This is a genomic window from Gracilibacillus sp. Marseille-QA3620 (assembly GCF_054950035.1).
Genome location: NZ_CM143102.1, coordinates 737,501 through 760,430 on the forward strand (window position 1 = coordinate 737,501; position 22,930 = coordinate 760,430).

Genomic DNA, 22,930 nt, shown 5'->3' on the forward strand with positions numbered 1-22,930 from the left:
GCTTAGTGATCCGGTGGTTCCGCATGGAAGGGCCATCGCTCAACGGATAAAAGCTACCCCGGGGATAACAGGCTTATCTCCCCCAAGAGTCCACATCGACGGGGAGGTTTGGCACCTCGATGTCGGCTCATCGCATCCTGGGGCTGTAGTCGGTCCCAAGGGTTGGGCTGTTCGCCCATTAAAGCGGTACGCGAGCTGGGTTCAGAACGTCGTGAGACAGTTCGGTCCCTATCCGTCGTGGGCGCAGGAAATTTGAGAGGAGCTGTCCTTAGTACGAGAGGACCGGGATGGACGCACCGCTGGTGTACCAGTTGTTCCGCCAGGAGCATAGCTGGGTAGCTACGTGCGGACGGGATAAGTGCTGAAAGCATCTAAGCATGAAGCCCCCCTCGAGATGAGATTTCCCATAGCGCAAGCTAGTAAGAACCCTGAAAGATGATCAGGTAGATAGGTCCGAGGTGGAAGTGTGGCGACACATGGAGCTGACGGATACTAATCGTTCGAGGACTTAACCAAGAACAAACGCATATGCCAAACAAACATTATCCAGTTTTGAGAGAGTGAAAAAAGTTAAAAAACTCTTGACTAAAGTCAGAAACGATGTTAAAATAATAAATGTCGCTGACGAAGAAGTCTGGTAAAGAAAATGAAAATATCAAAGTTGTTTCAAAAGAAATGCAGATATTTAAATGAACCGATCCAGATGATAATATGATTATTCCGCAGTAGCTCAGTGGTAGAGCATTCGGCTGTTAACCGAACGGTCGTAGGTTCGAATCCTACCTGCGGAGCCATAATGGAGAGCTGTCCGAGAGGTCGAAGGAGCACGATTGGAAATCGTGTAGACGGTCAACGCTGTCTCAAGGGTTCGAATCCCTTGCTCTCCGCCATTATTAACTTCATAATCGGCCCCTTGGTCAAGCGGTTAAGACACCGCCCTTTCACGGCGGTAACACGGGTTCGAATCCCGTAGGGGTCACCACTTAAATGGAGGATTAGCTCAGCTGGGAGAGCATCTGCCTTACAAGCAGAGGGTCGGCGGTTCGATCCCGTCATCCTCCACCACAAAATTTTAGTATCACATTCCCATTGGCGCGGGGTGGAGCAGTCTGGTAGCTCGTCGGGCTCATAACCCGAAGGTCGCAGGTTCAAATCCTGTCCCCGCAATAATATGGTCCGGTAGTTCAGTTGGTTAGAATGCCTGCCTGTCACGCAGGAGGTCGCGGGTTCGAGTCCCGTCCGGACCGCCATTTACATAAATGATGGCTCAGTAGCTCAGTCGGTAGAGCAAAGGACTGAAAATCCTTGTGTCGGCGGTTCGATTCCGTCCTGAGCCACCATTTTGAATTAACCTTTCAATAAATACTATGATATAACTTAATCTAACATGTCATGCCGGTGTAGCTCAATTGGTAGAGCAACTGACTTGTAATCAGTAGGTTGGGGGTTCAAGTCCTCTTGCCGGCACTCTTAATATCGGAGGGGTAGCGAAGTGGCTAAACGCGGCGGACTGTAAATCCGCTCCTTCGGGTTCGGCAGTTCGAATCTGCCCCCCTCCACCATTCATAATAGGGGCATAGTTTAAAGGTAGAACAGAGGTCTCCAAAACCTCCAGTGTGGGTTCAATTCCTACTGCCCCTGCCAATATGGCGGCTGTGGCGAAGTGGTTAACGCATCGGATTGTGGTTCCGACATTCGTGGGTTCGATTCCCATCAGCCGCCCCATTAAAACTTTGGGCTATAGCCAAGTGGTAAGGCAACGGACTTTGACTCCGTCATTCGTAGGTTCGAATCCTGCTAGCCCAGCCATTTAAATGCGGAAGTAGTTCAGTGGTAGAACACCACCTTGCCAAGGTGGGGGTCGCGGGTTCGAATCCCGTCTTCCGCTCCAAACAACTTAATCATTGGCGGCATAGCCAAGTGGTAAGGCCAAGGTCTGCAAAACCTTTATTCACCGGTTCGAATCCGGTTGCCGCCTCCATAATTATGCCGGTGTGGCGGAATTGGCAGACGCGCACGACTCAAAATCGTGTTCCGTGAGGAGTGTCGGTTCGACCCCGACCACCGGTATCAGATGACAGTGTGCCAAACTGTCAAACCACATTAAGGTCCATAGCATTTTATGCTATGGACCTTTTTTATGGTTCTGTACTAATTGTTGGGCAGCAAGTTGAAAAGGAGAATGGCAATCTTGACTTTACATTGCCCGGTTTAATGACCAAATGAGAAATGAGGGCCTTAGTTATCTTCTTGAATGATTCTAGCACACATATAGTACTAGAGTTGTTGTTTTATCGGTAATGGCTAAGCCGGTCATATGTCTTTGTGTATGTCGATCACAAGCAGCTAACCTAGTTTTATGCCCTGCGGCATTATATGATAACTAGACATTTATTTTAATGTTAAAAACACTTATTCCAATGCTTTGGGATAAGTGTTTTAAATCTATGTCATATTGTTAGATAGCATATTTGCATGAACTATTCAATAGTAATAGGGTTGTATAAGCACAGTTTAAATCAACTATTGTCTTTCTCCTGTTCATCTAAGTTGTATGCATCAACTTCTCTAATAAGGGTATTCTCATCTTCTTCATCAATTGGCAAAAGAGAAAATTGTATGGCAGAAGCTGCGTTTTTGCTGTTTCGAATGGCTTCTTCTTCCGAGTCCCCCGTAGCAATCACATAGGCGTATCGGTGGCCCATGGATAGAGGAGGGTATAGATAAGTCCCTTTTCGAGGTTTAACATATACATAGAGTACACCTTGTGATCGTTTGGCACGATTTTTTCCTGTAACTCTTTCTAGTATTCCTTGTTCCTCCACGGTTACATATTGACTATAGATGTGTTTTCTAAATTTTTTAGTGAAATCCGGCTTTATTCCTAATGCCATTTTCAATGTTTCTTCCACAAGATTAATCCCATATCCCCCTAATATCATTCGGTTCATTCCTGCTCCAGATATCCTTGGGTTAATTTCGATTAACTTCCATTTATCATTCTTTTGTCTTAATTCCAAATGGCATGGTCCATTTGTTAGTCCATGCAGTTTTATGATTCCTAATACAGCAGATTTAATTTTTCGGTGAAATTCATAATTTGGATTTAGCATCAAATTGTAACCTGTTACAATAAATCTTTTTTGCTGCTGAATATCCTGCTTAAAAATCGCAATGATGTGTACCTTACCAGCAACCACTACTGCTTCTACTAGATACTGAGGTTCTGACAAATATTCTTCAATAATAACAGGATCGTTTGGAAATTTATTGAGCAGTGCACTATACCCCTTGATTAGCTGTTTCTTGTCGTTTACTTGGAATACATCCTTAGAGCCAGTTGATTGCGGAGATTTCATCATTAATGGAAAATTAGGTAGAAGTTCGTTTAAATATTCATCTAAAGAGGAGTCTTTGTTTAATACCCAGTACTTTGGTGCATAGGGACTTGATGCTAACATCTCACGTGAGTATAGCTTGTTTTCATTTTTTCTAATAGCTTCAGTGCTGAAATGATTCACTTGATGCTCTTTTGCCAATAAGGAAGCCGTATAGCAATAAGGATCTACAAAGCTGATAATTGACTCAATCATTAATCCTTTATCCAGAAGTATTTGTATTTCCTTACGAATCTCTTTAATATTATCTAAATCCACTAATCTCATATAATGCACATCATGAAATTCGCTTCGTTTTTCTAGAAAGGAGGAACGCTTAGTGAATAACACTGTAAAGTAACCAAGCCTTTCTGCAGCTTGAATAGCTTCTCTGCTTGAACCTGATTTGGCAGTCTCTATAAAAACGACGGTTTTCAAAATGTCCAGACTCCTTTTAAGTCCATGAAGGAACGAGATTGATTGTACTTGGTCGGTCCTAATAATGTATTAATAAAAGGTGGGATTTGTGTGGGCCATAAACCTTTAAATAAAGGTGATTTCCTTTTTTTTGTAAACGCTAAAATAAAAGTTGACCACTTTAGTACAATTCGCTAATCAAAAAGTTGACCACCCTTAACACCCAATCCCTTATCATTGAGTTTGTCGAGAACTTTATGATTTGGGAGGAAAAAAGGATGTTAAAGATGGCTAATATAGAGCTTATCAGAAAATTGCACTTTAAAGAAGGTCGATCTATTCGGCAATTATCAAAAGATCTCAATCTCTCCAGGCAAACGATACGAAAAGCCATACAACAGAATGAAATTCCAACCTATCAACGATCAAAGCCGGTTGCCAATCCGGTCATCGACTCCGTTAAATCTACCATTATCCGATGGCTAACGGAGGATGAAACAGCCCCAGTAAAACAGCGTCATAGTGCTGCTCAAATCCACAGACGCTTGGTAAAAGAATACGGCTTTAAAGGCGGAGAATCCACCGTACGCCGTTTTGTACGCCAATACAAGCAGCTCAAAGAAACCCCAAATTCCTCTATACCGTTGGAATTCGATCCTGGCGAACATGCCCAATTTGATTGGGGAGAAGTCATTGTGTGTTTGAATGGGATTGAAAGGAAAGTCATGCTTTTTTGTATGAGACTTTTGTATAGCCGCAAAATATTTGTAAAAGTGTTTCAGCATCAACGTCAAGAGGCATTATTCCAAGGCCACGCAGACGCCTTTGATTACTTTGGTGGTGTTCCGAAAACGATAGTCTATGACAATATGAAAACAGCTGTAAAGAAGGTGTTAGAAGGAACGAAGCGAGAAGAACAGGAAGCTTTTGTCCAGTTTCGCTCCCACTATCTCTTTGATGCCCAATTTTGTGCACCCGCCAAAGGAAATGAAAAGGGACAAGTGGAGAAGCTGGTACAAACAGCCAGAGCTCAATTCCTTGTGCCGGTTCCTCAGGTTAGTGAAATTCTGGAGCTGAATCACTATTTAATGGAACAATGTAATGCCTATGAAGAAACCTTCGTACCCAAAACAAACGAAAAGGTGGGTGAACGATTTCAGGAAGAGCGTGTGCAACTATTGCCGATCATCAGTAAACATCCTTGTGCCAGGAAGGTGAAAGCCAGTGTTAATAGCCTGTCCCTGGTAAACTTTGAAACCAATGCCTACTCCGTCCCAACAAGATATGCAGGACAAAAAGACGCTCACCTATATGCCTATGTCAATCATATTGAGATCTGGCTAGGCGGGCAATGTGTAGCGAAGCATGAACGTTCCTATGAAAGATTTCATGAAGTATTTGAAGTGGATCATTATTTGGATGAACTAGAGAGAAAACCAAGGGCCATTCCGCATGCACGCCCTGTCCGCAGAGCGAACCTTCCTGCCAGTTATCAAGAATTTTATCGTCGTACTCTTTCTAAATATGGGCATGGAAAAGAATTCATTAAACTACTAAAACTCCATCGGGAGTTCTCGATCGAAACGGTCAAACAGGCGGTTGAAAGTAGTGTAAAAGAGCAGCTATATACAGCTGATAGCGTCAAGCATTATCTGTATCTAATGACGAAGCCAGAAATCATGAAGCCATCCCCCATAAACTATAAAATGGACCAATCTGTCGCAGTCAAGGCGCCTACTTTCGATCCATATGATCAATTATTACAGAAAGGAAGGTATCTACACTGAGCACACATCGATATCAAATGGATGAATATCTAAAAAGATTACGATTACCAGCCATACGTGAGCAAGTGGACGCTTATTTGCGTGAAGCAAATGAGCAACAAATCACCTATGAAGACTTTCTTTTTCATTTATTAGCGATTGAAGTAGCTGAGCGAGAAATCAAAAAGAAAGCGACAGCCAGAAAAAAAGCGCAGTTTCCGGTACATAAAGACCTTCTCGCTTTTCAATTTGAAGAGGCCCCTCACGTACCTAAAAGGCGCATGTTGGACATCTTTCAAGGGGAATATATTCAACAGAAAAGGAATGTCATATTCATCGGGAACTCGGGAACAGGGAAAACACATTTATCCATCGCGCTAGGAGAAGAAGCGATTGAACAGGGCTATACTGTACGATACTATACGGCCGCCCGCCTATCCAATGAACTGATGGAAGCTCAGGACGAAAAAAGACTGCTTCAGTTAGAAAAGCAATGGTTGGCCGCAGATGTCACAATTGTCGATGAACTGGGCTATATCCCCTACCACCAGAAAGCAGCAGAATTACTCTTTCAATTTTTCTCGGCACGTTATGAAAGAGGCAGTATGGTTATCACGAGTAATCGGGAATTTAGTCGATGGGTAGAGGTCTTTCACGATGAACAGATGACCGCCGCCTTGTTGGATCGAGTAACCCATAAGGCACACATCATCCCCATGAATGGAGAAAGCTATCGTCTCAAAGAGACTTATTCGAAGTAACAAGAGGGTGGTCAACTTTTGCATGAGCGACATGGTCAACTTTTGGGTTGACGATTACACTTTTTTTAAGGCTAAAGGCTAACAATATGACACGGCTATTTAACGAAGATATTGTCAGGATAGAAATAATTCAGTTCAAAATAGTATTTAACATACTTTTCTTCCGTTGGTATATTCGCCGCTACCTAAGGAAGGGAACAGCACCTCTTGAATAATGCAGCTAAAACTGATCTATTCACTTCTTTCTGTTGAAATGTTCAAGTGATTGTTGAAGGGATGTATACAGTCAGTTCCTTGAGAAACAGCTATTTTTAGGGGATTATTCTTCTTATTGGATTGGAGCCGTTACCTTTAAAGCTGTTGTTGCGTATTCTGATTTGGATTAAGTATCAGAATTCGTATGTAAGAGGTGTTTGAATTTGATAAGGATTGGTATGCTTCATCATAGACGAGATCCACGTAAGGTAATTAAATCTTATGCCTATGCCGCAATAGCGCAAGCGGAAGGTGCTGAGTTCGTCTATTTCTCCCCTCGCAGGGTGCAATTTGAGGATTCCACTATTCGTGGCTGGGTATTTGAAAATGGAGAATGGGTGGAAAGAGTCACTGCATTTCCAGATGTCATTTATAATGCTGGAAGCCCGGTCAAGCTTGCAAATAGTAAAGAGATTATTGATAAATTAAAAGACACTATTCCATTTACAAGTCATTCTATAGGTAATAAGATGCGGGTATATGAGAGGTTAAAAAAGGCAGAACAATTCTCCCGATACTTAATTCCCTCGGAAACTTTAGTGGATATCAATGTGTTATTTCAGTACATTGGTACCTACAGAAGAGTTGTCGTTAAACCGAAGAATGGAAGAAAGGGAGAAGGAATTCTGATGATTGAACGAGTGGGAAATGAATTTTGGGTACTGAAGGGTACAAAGACAATCAAGATGACCTACGATGAACTTAGAGATTTATTGACGGAGGAAATTGATAAAAAGACTTACATCGTTCAACCATATATATTATGTAAAACAAAGAATGGACAAGCTTATGACTTTCGCCTACATGTACAAAAGAATGGAGAAGGAAAGTGGGTAATTACCTCGGTCTACCCTAGAATAGGGGCAAGCGGAACAATCGTTTCAAATATTAATAGCGGAGGCTCCATGAATTATTTAGTACCATTCTTAAAACAGGAGTATGGTGATGAGTATTTTAATATTAAACGGTATTTAGAGGTCTTTTCACTCCAATTAGCACATCATATGGATGATATCCAAATCAATACATTCAATGAAGTCATCGATGAATTAGGTATAGATGTCGGTCTTGATGATAGCGGGAAAATATGGATTTATGAAGTAAACTGGCGGCCAGGCTGCCCGCCTACCTTTTATTTGGAAATGGATGTAGTTAAAAACATGATTCAATATTGCATGTACTTAGCGAGAAAACATCAAGTGGGATAAAACTACGATTGGTAATTTGGCCGATAGCTGGTGGGTTAGTCAATATAGTCAGTATTTACCGATTTGGCTAACCTTTCATTTCTTTGAAAAATGATATTGACATTTGACCTTTTTATCGGTATATTAATATAAGGATTTTTCATTTAATCCATTGAACAAATCGTTCAACTTATGCCGGTGTGGCGGAATTGGCAGACGCGCACGACTCAAAATCGTGTTCCTTCGGGAGTGTCGGTTCGACCCCGACCACCGGTATCCAGCATAAGGTGTTGCCAAGCCTTATGGGAAAAGACTCTCAACTAATTCGGTTGAGAGTCTTTTTTTATTCTGTCTTACCTATTGCCTTAATAACACAGAGAAGTTGAAGGTTCTCATCAAATAAATAAGAGAATCATGCCATAGTTTACATTTTTAGTTTTTACGAATAAGTTATATTAACTTTACTGTTTTTTGCGGCTGAACTTACTGTCATTCTGATGATTGACTCTTATCTGGCTCATCGTAGGTATATGCATCAAGACTACGATCAAATCGCTCTTCTTCAGCATTATCGATAGGCAGAAGGGAGAATTGAATTTCTGCGGCTGCATTCTTCGCGTTTTGGATAGCTTCTGCCTCTGTTTCTCCTGTTGCCATTACATAGCCGTATCGATGGCCCATGGATAAGGGCGGGTGAAGATAAGCATCTTTTTGCGGTCTTACATAAACGTTAAGCACGCCTGGAGATCGCTTTGCACGATTTTGTCCGGTAACTTTCTCTAATACACCACTATCTTCTATGGTTATATATTGAGTAAAGAGATGTTTCTCAAATATTTTTGTAAAATCCGGCTCTCTTCCAAGGGCTAATTTCAATGTTTCCTTTACTAGATTAATCCCATACCCGGCAACAATCATTTCGTTCATGGCACCTGCGGATATCCTTGGATTAACTTCGATTAGCTTCCATGTATCATTCTTTTGTCTAAGCTCCAAATGACAAGGCCCATTTGTTAATCCATGTAATTTAATGATGTCTTCTACAGCAGAGGTGATTGACTTGTACAATTCTTCATTGGAATCGAGCAGCAGGCTGTAACCTGTTACAATAAACCGTTTTTGGTGCTGGATATCCTGCCTGAAAATGGCGACGATGTTTACTTTACCAGCAACGACAACTGATTCTACGAGATACTGAGGTTCAGGTAAATATTCCTCAATAATAAAAGGCTGGTCTGGAAATTTCTTAAGAAGTGCACGCTGCCCCTGCAGCAGCTGGTTATCGTCATTTACTTGAAAAACATCCTTAGAGCTGGTTGATTGAGGTGATTTCATTATTAGTGGAAAGTTAGGTGCCATATCACTTAAGTAATCATCTATAGATGATTCATTATTGAGTACCCAGTATTTTGGTACAAAGGGGCTTTGCGCTAACATCTTTCGTGAGTATAGCTTGTTTTTCATATTTCCAATAGCCTCAGTACTAAAAGGATTGACTTGATACTCTTCAGCTAATAAAGAAGCGACATAGCAATATGAATCCATAAAACTAATAATCGATTCAATGATTAATCCTTTCTCTCGTAGTAATTGAATTTCTCTACGAAGCTCATGAATATTATCTAAATTAACCAGTCTCATATAGTGTACATCTTGAAACTCGCTCGGGTTCTCTAGAAAGGAGGAACGCTTAGTGAACAACACTGTATAATAACCAAGTTCATCTGCAGCTTGAATAGCTTCTCTGCTTGAGCCTGATTTAGCAGTCTCTATAAACACAACGGTCTTCAAATAGGCCAGTCTCCTTTTTGTCTTTTATGGAACATGATTAAATTCTTGTGTCCTTCTGATTAATGTATTGATAAAAACGAAAAGTGGTGCGGGTCAATATCCTGTGGAAGGAGCAGAATATTCGGAGACTAAACAAATGGGGGATTCAGCCATTCGGAAATGCTCAGGAGACAAGGCAATAAGAATAAGGGATTGAATATCAACTGACGGAGAACAGTTAGATGTAGAAAGAAGATGCAACAATTTGGAGACAAAGAACGGTACCCCTATATAGGGTTTATTCATAGAGAAAGCTCCTTTTAGAGGAGCTTTCCTTGCAATATATAGCGATCAGGGGCGTTCCCGACGTAGGTGAAGGGATAACAGGTTGTGAGGGTCAGTGTCGGTTCCTTCTTTTCGACAATGACGGTCCGGTCATCCTCATCGGTAATCCAGATTTTTTCGATGATATACGTGTATGGCTGTTCTTCATAGCTCACAATTAGTTTGTCGCCTGTCTCTAATTGTTCAAGGCCGGCAAAGACTGTGTCTCGGTGACCGCTTAGAACTGTGTGTCCTTGGCCTGGTGTGGTAGTCAGGCTGCTTGCAAACATGCCGACCCCTTTACCCAATGTGTTTTCATCTGTTCCCCAGTAAACCGTGAACTTTTGCTGGATTTTTGGGATGATCAAGGTGGCGACTTCTTCTCCTTGCTCATATTCCTGGGAGGCTGCCGTATCTATCTTGGCGGGCTGAGCTTGCTGAGATTCATAATTCTGCATCTCCTGTTTCGTTAATGGTGTTATAGAAGCACGGCTTTCCTGCCAGCTGCCAAAATTCGTCAACACTGTGTATATGCCTGCAATCAATAGTACTATACCTGCGATTCTACTAGCCACGATTCACCCCATGCTAAGGAGGCCATTCTTATGCCTTTGATTTGGTTTTTCTAAGTGCGAGGATACCGCCTGCAGCAGCGAGTGCAGCACCGACGGCCATCATGGTAACATTATCAGTGGCTGTATCAGGCAATGCTTCTCCCTCTGTTTGAGTAGATTCGGAATCTGTGCCTGCTGGAGAATCAGCTGCAGCTCCTTCATCTTTTTCTTCTTCTCTAGATGCAACATATGCATCATATTCACCTTTGTTCGTTTCGCATGGCAACCCATCATTATCACGATCTAAGTCATGAGGGTCATTGTTAGCACTGTACCCATTCTCATACCAGAATGCCATCACTTCTTCCTTGCTGGAAAAGTCTCCACAATTTCGATCATCCTCTGCAAATACATAAGCGCTTTGACCAGCCAACAAGAAACCTACTGCCATCATGCCTGCAAACAACTTCTTCATGTACATCAGCTCCATTCTGTCGAAATTGGAAATTTTATTCCAGTCATATTATGAGATGAATTGCCATAGATTTTCAAACGATACACCTCTTGTTTTGAATATTCAGTTATTTTATCCTATTCAACAGTAGGTTTGAACCAATCGGAAATTATGTCGAAAGTTGGACAAGTTTCTTGTCTTGTTTTTGTCGGGTTTTCCGATGGTGTGTATGGCAGGATGAATCTTTATTGATAGCCAGCCATCTCACAGCTTCTTTTTTTCTTTGTCCATAATAGGGTATACTATTTTTTAATATTCTAATATAACAATTAGTGAATTAAGGATGGGAAAAGATGAAGCAGTTGATCATATCGAAAACCATGATATTTATCTTTGTGCTCTTGTTTGTGACAGGCTTTGAGACTGTCTTTGGACAGGAGAATGTGCTGATTGGGGTTACGACAGTAGTAGCTATGCTTATGTATTTACAGAGGGACTTTACTGTGTCTCCGTGGAAGAGTTTATTGCTGCTTTTGGCGTTTAATTTATCCCAGGGGGTTTTCAGTCAGCTGGCTGTCATGAACCCATGGATAGGGCTGCCGATTAACTTCTTCGCAATGTTTATGGTTGGATACTTTTTTACTTCGAACATTAAAGGACCTATCCATATTGCGGTCGGGCTGCAATATTTGTTTCTGCTGACCAATCCGGTACCGCTGGAGGATTTCCCATTAAGGCTTTCTTCCTTGGCTGCTGGAGCCATCTTTATCATGCTGGTGCAATGGTTGTTTAACAGGAGGAAATTATCTAAACGGGGTAATCGCTATTTTCTGCAGGTTTGTGATCATTTACAGGAAAAGATCTACCGGATTCGTGACCACCAGTCAGATCAAGAGCTGGATGCCGCTATTCAATCAGACATCAATGAGTTCAGGAAGGTGATTTATTTCCGAAGAATCAAGGGTTATTATCTGACTCATGAGGGCAGAGTTCGATTGAAGATTTCTGTCTGTCTTGAAAAGCTGCATTTGATGTTAAGTCGTGCGGATGTTCATGACTGCCCAGACGAAGTCTTAAAGGCATTGGAGCTTGAATTGGGGCAGATGAAGGATTATATGAAGCATGGGACAGGCTTGTCTGATGATTCATTGAATCGCTTAAATAAAGCCCTTGAGGACTATGGCACTGCCTACATAGTGGAAATCATCAGTACATTAACGCTATTGCGTGAACTACTGGTGTACCTCCATACGAGTAAGCCTTCTGAGCTGAACAAGGTAGAAAAGGTGATTGGAATTCCAGAGGGACATCGGAACGGTTATCAATTAATTAAGGATATTAATCGAGATTCAGCTAGATTTACATACGCGTTGCGTTTGGGAATGACCATCACAGCAGCTGCTTTTATGGTTGATTATTTCAATATTCATGAAGGACGCTGGATAATATTCACGATTTTTTCTGTTACGCAGCCTTATTATGAGGCGGCAAAATATCGCTTTAAGGAACGATTGATTGGAACTTTTATGGGGGCAGCAATCTTTATTGTGGCATTCAATATTTTTCAGGATACGACCATGCGAACGTTCTTGGTTATGCTGGCCGGCTATTTGAATAGCTATGCGGTAGAATACCGAAATGTCGTTTTGACGGTTACCATCTCTGCTCTTGGATCGGCTGCACTCACATCAGGAGATCCAACTGTTCTGACAATGAGGAGAATTGTCCTTGTACTCATTGGAATAGGGATTGGCATGCTTGCCAATCGTTTTATTCTGCCGCATGGGATTGAGAAGGGGACAAGAGACTTAATGGAGGATTATAAAAAGGTTTCTCAGGAATTGCTGCGCGAGGTTTATATTTATTTAAACGAAAGAAATAATGCCCACACAATCAATCATTTGTTTGCTGCTTCAACCTTAATGGAGGAAAGAATCCGTTCGAATAATCAAATGCTTAAGGTTAGTGAAATGGATGGATTTCTTGCTGCTCAACGCCGTTTGAATCATGCAATCTATGAAGTGTTCTTACGAATGCAGAAGGAGGATGTGGATGTCCAGCTGTTTGGGGAAATATTTGAAGAACTCGATACGATTTTTCGTTCAGAGGAGGAAGGGATAAATGAGCAGGTAAGCCGTTTATATGAACGGCTTTACCTTTCCAAATCCCTTGAGGAATACGTATTGTTAAAGGATGCTTTGCGAATTTATAAAGGGTTTAGAAGACAGGCTTGTTTCGAATAATGACAAAGGGCTCTCATGTGTGATGAGGGCTCTTTTTGTATACATCAAACTTACTGATGGATTATTTTGACGGAAATAGACGATTATCTTCAGAAAGAAGGGTATAAGTTGTATATTCACATCTTTGGTGAAATTGCTTAACGCTTGGAAGGAGGATGATGATTTTGGATATTATTCTTTACGTGGCAATCTTCCTCCTCGTTTATTTCTTTTTGACAAGAAAAGGAAGAGGGCGAGAACGGGGAAGGCTCTTTGGTATTTTAGCAGCAGTATTGATTACGATGCTGATTATCGTGATTTTGTTTATTATACGCGGGATGATTCCGTAAAGGGGTTGAAGGATTGCAGGCATAATTGTCTGTGATCCTTTTTTATTTAATGGGATTGAACGCAAGTATTTGGCGGGGAGTTTGCAGATGTTTTTCCTAACTGAAAAAGGACTATCAATACTTAGTAGGGAATATATAAAGGAAATCATCATGGATATGTGCGAATAACGAATGGCAGGGGGGAGTCTATTGAAGAAGAACTGGTTTGTTTTAATTGGGTTGCTGTTGTTAGCAGGTGTGATTTCTGGGTGTAATGTGTCAGAGGCAAGCGGGAGGACGACTGTTAAGCTTAATGAGAATTCGGAGTATGTAAAGACATTCAAGGATTTACACCTTGGAGAGGTACTTGATTTTGATCTCACATGGGCCGACGCGGATGAGACTGAGGTGACCATCTGGACGGAGCAATATAAGGATGGGAAGATGGGTACAGAGCAAGCAGGGGGCATTTCTTTTAGTGAAAGTCCTGAGAAGAGCGAAAAGGGCCATCTAGGTATGGGGATTGTCCATAATGATGAGAAAAAAGCGATAGTTGTAGTCTACGGACCTGGGGTATCAGGAAAGTCGGAAGAGATAGAACTTGATTACTCAGGCTCTGCATACGGATGGGAAAAAGCTGTCGATGCTGAAAAGATTGAATTGGAATTAGGTAAAACGTATATACTGGGAGCTTATCGGATTTCTAAAGACTCTCATATTCAAAGCTATAATCTAAAAGATAAGAATGAAGTAGAGAAGATGATCAAGGAAGATCGAACAGGATTTTTGCTGAAGGTGAAGACAGAGAAAAAGTAAGTTTGAGAGAGGGCCTATCTACTGGATGGGCTCTTTTTATTGATTCACGATTGGCGTTACTCGGCTGAATAGGAGTGTTATTAAGTTCTTCATGAGTATTGCTAAATGAATGGAAGAAAGAGACAATCAAACTAGTGGTTAGTCTGCTATAGACTTTTCATGATTTGACGGCGATTTTAATATTCTTTGGTTATTGTGAGGTACTATATGGTAAGAAAGATGGATCAATCTAAATTTCAAGTGGATTATCTGCAAAGTTATGTTAGCTCTCCAGAAAGACAGCGAACGCTCTATCGAAAGACGCTGATCATTGTTGTCTTTTCTCAAATATTCGGTGGCGCTGGATTGGCGGCTGGCATTACGGTTGGAGCCCTTTTAGCGCAGGATATGTTAGGGACTGACAGCTTTACGGGGTTGCCGACTGCGTTGTTTACGCTTGGTTCAGCTTTGGCGGCTTTTCTAGTCGGAAGGCTTTCAGAACGGTATGGAAGGCGTCTTGGGTTAGCCACCGGATTTGCAGCCGGCGGTCTAGGTGCCGCTGGCGTCATTATTGCGGCGATGATGGATAATATTTGGGTATTGTGTGTTTCCTTATTAATCTATGGTTTTGGTACAGCAACGAATTTGCAGGCTCGTTATGCTGGTACAGATTTAGCTGCGCCTAAACAGAGGGCAACGGCCGTGAGTATTGCGATGGTTTTCACGACATTTGGAGCGGTTGCCGGCCCTAATTTGGTCGAGGTGATGGGGGATATTGCCTCGTCCATCGGAGTGCCTGCTCTTGCGGGGCCCTTTATTCTGGCAGCGGCTGCCTATATGATGGCAGGGCTGGTATTATTCATTTTTCTTCGCCCAGATCCCTTTATTGTGGCAAGAGCGATTGAACGGAAAGAAAGGACAATATCCAGTCCTTTATCTGAACAGCAGCTACAGCCTTTATCTAATAAGAAAGGGATCATGATGGGGGCTGGGGTCATGGTGCTCACGCAAATTATTATGGTGGCTATCATGACGATGACACCGGTGCATATGCAGCATCATGGACATGATTTAAGTCAGGTCGGATTGGTCATTGGGATTCATGTAGGCGCCATGTATTTACCTTCTCTTGTGACAGGTGTTCTGGTTGATAAGGTTGGCCGGACAGTGATGGCAATCGCATCAGGTGTTACATTATTAGCAGCAGGTGTGACAGCTACTATGGCACCGGCAGGCTCAATGGCTGGTCTTATGATTGCGCTGGGTCTGCTTGGGTTAGGCTGGAATTTTGGCTTAATCAGCGGTACGGCATTGATTGTCGATTCAACCACACCTGAAGGCCGTGCAAGGACTCAGGGGACGGTGGATGTTTTGATTGCCTTAGCTGGGGCTTCTGGAGGAGTGCTTTCGGGAATGGTTATGGCAAGTTCCAGTTATGCTGTGCTTTCACTTGCGGGAGGCTTTTTTGCTTTACTGCTCATTCCGCTGATTGTTTGGTCACGCCTGAAACAATCATAATCGTTTTAGTTTTCATCAAGAAATTATTACTATATTCAAATGAAAGGGGCAGGCTTTTAGTCTGCTCTTTTCTTCTAAAAGCTTGAAGGAAGAAACTTGCAGGGATAGCCCTTTCTTATCGAACTTGAGTGTCAATTTAGATTTATCCGTCAATTTGTACTATAATGGATAAATGTATTTGTACCATTACTATAGAGGGAGAGGGATTTTTTGAAGAACCAAAACAAAACAGCAGGAGTTCCTGGGATTCCAAACACCGGGTTTTTTGGGCATCCTAAGGGGCTATTTACGTTATTCTTTACAGAGTTTTGGGAGCGATTTTCTTATTATGGGATGAGGGCCATTTTGGTTCTCTATTTATATGCAGAAGTGACAAAGGGCGGTTTAGGTTTTGATCAGGCGACCGCGATGTCTATTGTGGCGATTTATGGTTCACTTGTCTATTTGTCCGGTATTATTGGAGGATGGATTGCAGACCGATTGTTAGGGACAAGCCAAACGGTATTTTATGGCGGTATTTTGATCATGGTTGGTCATATTGTTTTATCCCTGCCATTCGGTGTGGAAGCCTTCTTTATCAGTATGATATTTATCATTCTTGGGACAGGCTTGCTTAAACCGAATATTTCAAGCATTGTCGGTGAGCTGTATACAAAGAATGATCAGCGCCGCGATTCCGGCTTCAGTATTTTCTATATGGGCATTAACTTAGGTGCCTTCACGGCTCCGTTTGTGGTCGAGAAATTACGATATGAGTTTGGTAGTTTCCATGCTGGATTCTCTGCAGCGGCTGTAGGGATGTTTGTCGGGCTTATCGTCTATGTCATTACAAAGAAAAAAAATCTCGGTCATCTTGGGGATGAGGTTCCAAACCCGCTTGCAGGGGATGAGAAGAAGAAATATGCGATTTCTATCATTGCTGGCGTGATAATAGCTGGGGTTGTTCTTTATGCTCTTGCTGCTGTTAATTGGCTGACGATTGACCGATTTATTTTGCTCGTGACCATTACAGCCGTGATTTTGCCGGTAGTTTATTTTATCACGATGTACAGGAGCCCGAAAACGACTGGGGATGAGCGCTCTCGATTGCTTGCGTATATTCCATTATTCCTGTCTTCTGTTCTATTCTGGGCGATTTACGAACAAGGGGCTAACCTTCTAAATATTTATGCTTTAGAGAGAACGAATTTAACCTTGCTTGGACAGAAAATACCACCAGGTGTCCTGCAAGCGATGCCGGCCATGTTCGTCATCATCTTTGCACCAGTTGCTGCATGGCTGTGGTTAAGGCTTGGCAGCAGGCAGCCATCGACTCCGCAGAAATTTGCGGTTGGGCTATTATTGGCTGGATTTTCCTTTATTGTGATGCTGATTCCGGGATACTTAAGCGGAACGGATTCACTTGTAAGTCCTTATTGGCTGATTTTAAGCTATTTGGTCGTTACATTAGGAGAGCTTTGCCTGTCACCGGTTGGATTGTCAGCGACGACCAAGCTCGCACCGGCAGCCTTCTCTGCGCAAACGATGAGTCTTTGGTTCTTGTCTAATGCGGTAGCACAGGCCTTGAACTCGCAGATAGTCAAATTGTATACGGCAGAAACGGAAATGCTTTACTTTGGCACAATCGGCGGTTTCGCCATATTGTGTGCATTCCTGATGTTTGTCATCTCTCCGATGATTCAACGGAAGATGAAAGGTATTCGATAAGAGGTTTTATGTGGTCCCGGCTTTGCCGGGGCTTTTTTAAAAACATCGTCAGTGCCGTCCTTTATGATGGGAATCATCCAAAAAACATTGTTTATGGGCGAACAGGCCGTAGTATGGGTGAAAAAATGAATGTATGGGCGGAAATTAAAAGAGATGAGCGAATTTTTAGTATTGATGACGTGTCTATAGTCATTTCAGGACAGGTTACTATATTAGTAGAATATACCTGTGCAGGTGTATAATAGATATGTAGGGAAAAGTGATAGACATATTTTGATGAAGATATCGAAGGGAGATGCTTTATATGAATCAAGTAGTTGTCATTACGGGTGCAGCAACAGGTTTGGGAAGAGCAACTGCATTAAAATTGGCCAAGGAAGGCTATCGTTTAGTGTTAGTGGATTTCAATGAGGATGCAGGAACACAAACGACAAAGGATGCGAAGGATTTAGGAGCTGAAGCAATCTTTGTTCGTGCGGATGTATCAAATGAAGATGATGTGAAGAAGTATGTGGAAGAAGCAAAAACGGCATTTGGAACAATTGATGTGTTTTTAAATAATGCGGGAATCATGGTTCCTTTCCGTTTATTACATGAATACGGCGCAGAAGAGTATGACCGTATCATGAACATCAATGTAAAGGGAGCTTTCTTAGGCATAAAATATGTGATTCCTGTAATGCTCGAAAATGGGGGAGGTACTATCGTGAATACTGTTTCCTCCAATTCCTTTAAACCAACGGCCTACAATGGCGTTTATTCAGCTTCTAAGCATGCTCTAGCTGGGTTGACCAAATCTATTGGGCAGGATTATCAGGGAGTGGGCATCTATGCTGTAGGGGTTGCCCCAAATAATATGAAAACGACGATTTCGAAGAATGCCAGCGTTACGATGAATCAGGAAATCGGGGCAGCGATTCAGGCTACTACACCTCCGAATATTGCGGCAACAGCTGAAGAAGTAGCAGAGGCCGTGATTTTCGCTATGAAGAATGGGAAATTACTCACAGGTTCAATCATTAACTGTGCAGGCGGTCAAATACTACAATAATAAAGATTCATAATCGACCAAAGGGATGAGAATAAATGATGAACTATCAAAACATTACGATTGCAGGAAGCGGCGTATTAGGAAGTCAAATTGCTTATCAGACAGCTTTCAAAGGATTTAATGTAACCGTTTACGATATTAATGACAATGCCTTAAACGAAGCGAAGGAACGCCTGACTAAACTAAAATCCCGCTATCAGGATGATTTAGGAGCGGCTCAGGAGGAAGTGGACGCAGCTTACGGACGCATTGCCTATTCAGCTGATTTGAAAGAGTCGGTTGCCAATGCGGACTTAGTGATTGAAGCCATTCCGGAGCTTGCACAAATTAAAACAGAATTTTATCAAAAATTAGGGGAGGCAGCTCCTGAGAAGACAATCTTTGCGACCAATTCATCAACCATGCTGCCAAGTCAATTTGCTGAGGCAACTGGACGTCCAGAGAAATTCCTGGCTCTTCATTTCGCAAATGAAATCTGGAAGAATAATACGGCAGAGGTTATGAAGCATCCAGGTACAGAGATGGGTGTGTTTGAGGATGTAATAGAATTTGCCCAAGCAATTGGCATGGTCGCTCTTCCGCTGCATAAGGAGCAGCCAGGCTATATCTTGAACTCCTTGCTAGTGCCGTTGCTTGATGCCGCACAAATGCTTTTGGCAAGAGGGATATCTGATGTGGAGACAATCGATAAGACATGGATGATTGCCACTGGAGCACCAAAAGGACCTTTTGCCATTCTGGATGTAGTCGGTATTACGACCGCCTATAATATCGTGGCTCAAAAAGCGGCAGTAACCGGCAGCGAGGAGCATAAAAAGCTTGCTGCGATGCTGAAGGAAGAATATATTGATAAAGGCAAGCTTGGAACAGCGACGGGTGAAGGGTTCTACAAGTATCCGAACCCAAGCTATATGGATCCAGATTTTCTAAAAGCCTAAAGGATAGAAAGAGGAGAAGCAAAAGCTGCTTTCTCCTCTTTTCTATGCAAGGGCCGCTCTGCCGGCTTCCTTTCTTCTATGATACAAAATCACTGTAATCAGAATGATGCCTGCGGCAATCCAGATGGCTGTATACCCAAGGATGTCACTGAAGAATGTTCCAACTAAGGTGCCGCTGATAAAGGACAGAATAATAGCGGTAAAGCCTTTGAATTTCCGCATTGATTCCTCATCATGACCGACGAATGCCCCATAGGATGCTTGGGCGGCTGTTCGCAGATTTCCGGTTGTGATGGTGGAGTTATAGCTCCAATCGCCAAGTTTATTGAATGTGGCAATCTGAAGAGAAGAAACGAAGGCAATGGCCATGGTGATGATCATATTCGGTATGCTTGCCGGGAGGAAACCGACAATGAATAAGATAAGGAATTCGAGAGTAAGCACAGCTCTGTGACGAGGCTTGAGCTTATCCTTAATAAGCTCTGCTACAAGTACACCGGCAACAAAGGCAAGGAATGGCGGGACATTTTGGATGGCACCGCTGTATTCCTGGCTCGCCGCCCTCACGGCAAAAAGAACGGTGTTTCCTGTTTGGGCTGTGGCGAAGACACCGTCTCTCGTGATATAGGTGTATGCATCTAAATATCCTCCGACGAAGGCGAGGAGCATACCCATAATCAAGGAATTCGAGGAGAGTCTCAGACGGAAAAGAAAAGATTGATGCATAGTGGCAACTCCTTTTTACATGAATGGGCATTTTTCGTATGATGTCATTCTTTACCGAAATCGAGGAAATATGCGTATTGTTTCCAAATGAAGAAGAGGAGCTGTGATTATTATGTTTATATATCTTGATTTCAAGGTACTCAGTAATAATATAGTAAAGAGGAATCCAGACAGAACAGACGGGAGTGGTTGACTTGCAAACAATAGGATGGATAGGAACTGGCCAAATGGGTGAATTGATGGCTATGAATCTACTTAAAGCAGGATATAGCATACATGTTTATAATCGAACGGTGGAGAAAACGGCTTCTTTAGTTAAAGAAGGAGCAATTAGAGAATCATCGGCAAAGGAATTGGTCGAACGATGTGATGTGAGCTTTATTATGCTCTCTGACGCAAGCGCGGTGAAGGACGTGCTGACGAAGGAGGATGGAGTTCTTGCAGGGTTATTGCCTGGAAAGGTGATTGTTGATATGAGTACAATCTCCCCTGAGGATTCTCGTTCATTTGCTCAGCTTGTTACTAAGAGGGGAGGCATTTACCTGGATGCACCAGTCTCTGGTTCCGTCGGTCCAGCTAAGGAGGGTCAATTGGTCATTCTTGTCGGAGGAGAAGAGTCGGCAAAAGAAGCATGCCAGCCGTACTTTGATGTACTGGGCAAAGAGACTATTTATTTTGGTGAGAACGGAAAGGGCAGTGCCGCGAAGCTTTCAATCAATCTCTTGCTTGCGATTGTCGGACAAGGGGTTGGAGAGACTTTATTATTAGCTGAGAAGGCAGGTCTTGAGAGAGGAAAAGTGCTGGAGATGATTTCTCAATCGGCTATGACCACACCTTTATTTGCCGGCAAGAGAGAGATGTATGAGAAGGAAGAATTCCCTGCCGCCTTTATGCTGAAATTAATGGCGAAGGACTTAGGACTGATTAATGAGCAGGCACATCGCTTAGATGTTAATTTGCCGCTTGCTGAAGCAGCAAAGGATACCTATATGTCCGCGCGTGACAGCGGAGAAGGTGATTCCGATATGGCAGCGGTTTTCGTCGAATTAAAAAGGAAAAATAATAGATAGAAAGCAATGAGAATACAGGGGAGCGGACTAAATAAAAGCTTGGTACATAGATAAGCCTGGAAGCATAGATTATCTAGTCTATGGAGATGTGGAAGATATCACACCAGGGAAAGGGGAATTACTAGTAAAGGTTGCCGCAGCAGGCCTTAATCCAGTGGATTATAAGATGATTGAATCGGGCAGCTCAAAAGCTGGACACGTTGGTCAAAGAGGTTCTGCTGTGTGAACAGCTTCCGGCAGGCTTGAGAAGGCTTAAGGAACGTCATGTTCATAGGAAACTCATTGTAAAAATGTAATGGCGGCGGCCATGCTCAGAGATTCGGCTTGAGCATGGTCGTTTTTTGTCGGAGGGAATAATGGTATGATGGCACCGTAGACAGATCATACACTCCTCTTAAGACCACACAGCAAATTCTACATTTTTTTAACACCCTATTAAACAAGTAAAATCGTGTACTAAATTGAAGGAGGAAGGGATGCATGCGGACAGAACGGAAACGGATTTCCGTAAAAGCATTACTAGAGATTCTTATTGTTTCAACAAGGCTTGGTTTCACCTCATTTGGCGGGCCGATTGCCCATCTTGGCTATTTCCATGAGGAATATGTGAAAAGGCGTAAATGGCTTGATGAGAAGGGATATGCGGAGCTTGTTGCATTATGTCAATTTCTCCCTGGGCCTGCAAGCAGTCAGGTTGGCATTGGAATAGGTATTGTCAGAGGCGGTTTATTAGGGGGGATAACCTCTTTCATTGGATTTACACTCCCCTCTGTCATTGCACTGATTCTGTTTGCCCTATTGCTGGAAGGGATGGATATCGGCGAAGCAGGCTGGATACATGGCTTGAAGCTAGTCGCTGTAGCTGTTGTCGCCCATGCAATTTTAGGGATGGCGGAGAAGCTTACACCTGATTTGAAAAGGAAAGCAATCGCGCTCATTGCCTTAATCATCACACTGGTTTGGGAGATGACGTTTACACAGGTGGCTGTCATTGCGTTAGGTGCATTAGCTGGGTATATGCTGTTTAAGCAGGAGAAAGAAGAGGATGAGGCTCCATTTGAAATTCCTTTATCTCGAAAGGTTGCTGCAGCGTGTTTAATCCTATTCTTTGGCTTGCTCCTCCTGCTTCCTGTGCTTAGTGAGGCGTTCTCTATTAAATGGCTTGCTGTGTTTGATAGTTTTTATCGTTCGGGAGCGCTTGTTTTCGGCGGAGGGCATGTCGTCCTGCCGCTGCTTGAACAAGAGGTCGTCCCATCTGGCTGGGTCAGTGAGGAGTCTTTCTTGGCAGGGTATGGAGCGGCTCAGGCTGTACCTGGACCTTTATTCACCTTTGCCGCTTATTTGGGAGCGGTCATGAATGGCTGGGCAGGCGGGCTTCTGGCCACAGCAGCCATATTTTTACCGGCTTTCCTGCTGATTGTAGGGACTCTTCCTTTTTGGGCGGTTATTCGGCAGAATCCAGCTATGAAGGGAGCATTTATGGGAGTGAATGCTGCCGTGGTTGGTATCTTGATTGCGGCCTTTTATCAGCCAATCTGGACGAGCACGATCAAAGATGCGGCGGACTTTGCTGCAGCTGCTGTTCTATTTAGCATGCTGGCCTATTGGAAGCTGCCTCCTTGGAGCATAGTTGTTGCTGGAGCCTTGCTCGGCATTGGATTAGAATTTTGGAATTAGAAAGAGTAAGAGAATATGATATGAGCAAAGGG

The 22,930-nt window shown here is 42.8% G+C and carries 18 protein-coding genes, 16 tRNA genes and 1 rRNA gene (1 of these 35 only partly in view); 30 read left to right on the forward strand and 5 right to left on the reverse strand.

Translation table 11 applies throughout. The features are described from left to right. The 16 genes from ACY8DX_RS03690 to ACY8DX_RS03765 all read left to right on the forward strand — a co-directional run. A 23S ribosomal RNA gene (locus tag ACY8DX_RS03690) occupies positions 1–516 on the forward strand; it begins 2,420 nt to the left of the window's first position. A gap of 203 nt (positions 517–719) precedes the next feature. Further along, positions 720–794: transfer RNA gene (locus tag ACY8DX_RS03695), tRNA-Asn, on the forward strand. A gap of 4 nt (positions 795–798) precedes the next feature. After that, positions 799–890, forward strand: a tRNA-Ser gene (locus ACY8DX_RS03700). Between the two features lie 17 nt (positions 891–907). Then, positions 908–982: transfer RNA gene (locus ACY8DX_RS03705), tRNA-Glu, on the forward strand. Between the two features lie 7 nt (positions 983–989). Beyond that, positions 990–1,065, forward strand: a tRNA-Val gene (locus ACY8DX_RS03710). A 28-nt stretch (positions 1,066–1,093) separates the two neighbouring features. After that, positions 1,094–1,167: transfer RNA gene (locus ACY8DX_RS03715), tRNA-Met, on the forward strand. 6 nt (positions 1,168–1,173) lie between these two features. Then, a tRNA-Asp gene (locus ACY8DX_RS03720) sits at positions 1,174–1,250 on the forward strand. Between the two features lie 14 nt (positions 1,251–1,264). Beyond that, positions 1,265–1,340 (forward strand) — tRNA-Phe (locus tag ACY8DX_RS03725). 54 nt (positions 1,341–1,394) lie between these two features. Beyond that, a tRNA-Thr gene (locus ACY8DX_RS03730) sits at positions 1,395–1,467 on the forward strand. Positions 1,468–1,478: 11 nt separating this feature from the next. Continuing rightward, positions 1,479–1,562: transfer RNA gene (locus ACY8DX_RS03735), tRNA-Tyr, on the forward strand. A gap of 8 nt (positions 1,563–1,570) precedes the next feature. Then, positions 1,571–1,644 (forward strand) — tRNA-Trp (locus tag ACY8DX_RS03740). Between the two features lie 5 nt (positions 1,645–1,649). Further along, positions 1,650–1,725: transfer RNA gene (locus ACY8DX_RS03745), tRNA-His, on the forward strand. A 9-nt stretch (positions 1,726–1,734) separates the two neighbouring features. After that, a tRNA-Gln gene (locus ACY8DX_RS03750) sits at positions 1,735–1,809 on the forward strand. A 7-nt stretch (positions 1,810–1,816) separates the two neighbouring features. After that, a tRNA-Gly gene (locus ACY8DX_RS03755) sits at positions 1,817–1,891 on the forward strand. A gap of 15 nt (positions 1,892–1,906) precedes the next feature. After that, positions 1,907–1,981 (forward strand) — tRNA-Cys (locus ACY8DX_RS03760). 7 nt (positions 1,982–1,988) lie between these two features. Continuing rightward, positions 1,989–2,070 (forward strand) — tRNA-Leu (locus ACY8DX_RS03765). A 449-nt stretch (positions 2,071–2,519) separates the two neighbouring features. Here ACY8DX_RS03765 and ACY8DX_RS03770 read toward each other — a convergent pair. Then, a complete protein-coding gene (locus tag ACY8DX_RS03770) occupies positions 2,520–3,815 on the reverse strand; it encodes an ATP-grasp domain-containing protein (protein WP_439802069.1) in 1,296 nt (431 codons plus the stop codon). Positions 3,816–4,072: 257 nt separating this feature from the next. On the opposite strand from ACY8DX_RS03770, the gene istA reads away from it, so the two are divergent. From istA to ACY8DX_RS03790, 4 genes are all read left to right on the forward strand, one after another. Further along, a complete protein-coding gene (istA, locus tag ACY8DX_RS03775; RefSeq protein ID WP_439803018.1) occupies positions 4,073–5,581 on the forward strand; it encodes an IS21 family transposase in 1,509 nt (502 codons plus the stop codon). A 17-nt stretch (positions 5,582–5,598) separates the two neighbouring features. Further along, complete coding sequence (gene istB, locus ACY8DX_RS03780; protein ID WP_462405992.1) at positions 5,599–6,321, forward strand: IS21-like element helper ATPase IstB; 723 nt, start codon at positions 5,599–5,601, stop codon at positions 6,319–6,321. A 419-nt stretch (positions 6,322–6,740) separates the two neighbouring features. Then, entirely contained in the window at positions 6,741–7,784 is a 1,044-nt protein-coding gene (locus ACY8DX_RS03785; RefSeq protein ID WP_156185653.1) for a YheC/YheD family endospore coat-associated protein, read from the forward strand. 173 nt (positions 7,785–7,957) lie between these two features. After that, a tRNA-Leu gene (locus ACY8DX_RS03790) sits at positions 7,958–8,039 on the forward strand. 213 nt (positions 8,040–8,252) lie between these two features. On the opposite strand, the gene ACY8DX_RS03795 is transcribed toward ACY8DX_RS03790, so the two are convergent. The 3 genes from ACY8DX_RS03795 to ACY8DX_RS03805 all read right to left on the reverse strand — a co-directional run bounded on the left by ACY8DX_RS03795 (position 8,253) and on the right by ACY8DX_RS03805 (position 10,886). Then, entirely contained in the window at positions 8,253–9,554 is a 1,302-nt protein-coding gene (locus ACY8DX_RS03795) for an ATP-grasp domain-containing protein (protein ID WP_049672058.1), read from the reverse strand. 299 nt (positions 9,555–9,853) lie between these two features. Then, positions 9,854–10,432: a class D sortase gene (locus ACY8DX_RS03800; RefSeq protein WP_231589547.1), complete on the reverse strand. Its 579-nt coding sequence runs from the start codon at positions 10,430–10,432 to the stop codon at positions 9,854–9,856. Positions 10,433–10,460: 28 nt separating this feature from the next. After that, entirely contained in the window at positions 10,461–10,886 is a 426-nt protein-coding gene (locus ACY8DX_RS03805; RefSeq protein WP_049672056.1) for an excalibur calcium-binding domain-containing protein, read from the reverse strand. 332 nt (positions 10,887–11,218) lie between these two features. On the opposite strand from ACY8DX_RS03805, the gene ACY8DX_RS03810 reads away from it, so the two are divergent. The 7 genes from ACY8DX_RS03810 (at position 11,219) to ACY8DX_RS03840 (ending at position 19,425) form a co-directional block, all read left to right on the forward strand. Then, positions 11,219–13,108, forward strand: a complete 1,890-nt coding sequence (locus tag ACY8DX_RS03810) for an FUSC family protein (protein ID WP_049672055.1) — start codon at positions 11,219–11,221, stop codon at positions 13,106–13,108. Positions 13,109–13,272: 164 nt separating this feature from the next. Beyond that, the gene (locus ACY8DX_RS03815) at positions 13,273–13,437 is read left to right on the forward strand and encodes a hypothetical protein (protein ID WP_156185652.1); all 165 of its coding nucleotides are present in this window, start codon (positions 13,273–13,275) and stop codon (positions 13,435–13,437) included. A 189-nt stretch (positions 13,438–13,626) separates the two neighbouring features. Further along, entirely contained in the window at positions 13,627–14,232 is a 606-nt protein-coding gene (locus ACY8DX_RS03820) for a hypothetical protein (protein ID WP_462406215.1), read from the forward strand. A gap of 207 nt (positions 14,233–14,439) precedes the next feature. Further along, positions 14,440–15,729, forward strand: coding sequence for an MFS transporter (locus ACY8DX_RS03825; RefSeq protein ID WP_049672053.1), 1,290 nt, complete (start codon positions 14,440–14,442; stop codon positions 15,727–15,729). Positions 15,730–15,939: 210 nt separating this feature from the next. Further along, on the forward strand, positions 15,940–17,436 hold the full coding sequence (locus ACY8DX_RS03830) for a peptide MFS transporter (RefSeq protein WP_462406216.1): 1,497 nt from the start codon (positions 15,940–15,942) through the stop codon (positions 17,434–17,436). A gap of 304 nt (positions 17,437–17,740) precedes the next feature. Next, entirely contained in the window at positions 17,741–18,487 is a 747-nt protein-coding gene (locus ACY8DX_RS03835; protein ID WP_053103776.1) for an SDR family NAD(P)-dependent oxidoreductase, read from the forward strand. A gap of 38 nt (positions 18,488–18,525) precedes the next feature. Continuing rightward, complete coding sequence (locus ACY8DX_RS03840) at positions 18,526–19,425, forward strand: 3-hydroxyacyl-CoA dehydrogenase (RefSeq protein WP_462406887.1); 900 nt, start codon at positions 18,526–18,528, stop codon at positions 19,423–19,425. A 42-nt stretch (positions 19,426–19,467) separates the two neighbouring features. On the opposite strand, the gene ACY8DX_RS03845 is transcribed toward ACY8DX_RS03840, so the two are convergent. Then, positions 19,468–20,151 carry a YoaK family protein gene (locus tag ACY8DX_RS03845; RefSeq protein ID WP_462406217.1) on the reverse strand — a complete coding sequence of 228 codons (684 nt, stop codon included), beginning with the start codon at positions 20,149–20,151 and terminating at the stop codon, positions 19,468–19,470. Positions 20,152–20,336: 185 nt separating this feature from the next. Here ACY8DX_RS03845 and ACY8DX_RS03850 point away from each other — a divergent pair, with 185 nt between their 5' ends. From ACY8DX_RS03850 to chrA, 3 genes are all read left to right on the forward strand, one after another. Continuing rightward, positions 20,337–21,221: an NAD(P)-dependent oxidoreductase gene (locus ACY8DX_RS03850; protein WP_462406218.1), complete on the forward strand. Its 885-nt coding sequence runs from the start codon at positions 20,337–20,339 to the stop codon at positions 21,219–21,221. Positions 21,222–21,309: 88 nt separating this feature from the next. Continuing rightward, the gene (locus ACY8DX_RS03855) at positions 21,310–21,447 is read left to right on the forward strand and encodes a hypothetical protein (protein ID WP_156185651.1); all 138 of its coding nucleotides are present in this window, start codon (positions 21,310–21,312) and stop codon (positions 21,445–21,447) included. Positions 21,448–21,701: 254 nt separating this feature from the next. Further along, complete coding sequence (gene chrA / locus ACY8DX_RS03860) at positions 21,702–22,898, forward strand: chromate efflux transporter (RefSeq protein WP_462406219.1); 1,197 nt, start codon at positions 21,702–21,704, stop codon at positions 22,896–22,898. Positions 22,899–22,930: the final 32 nt, after the last annotated feature.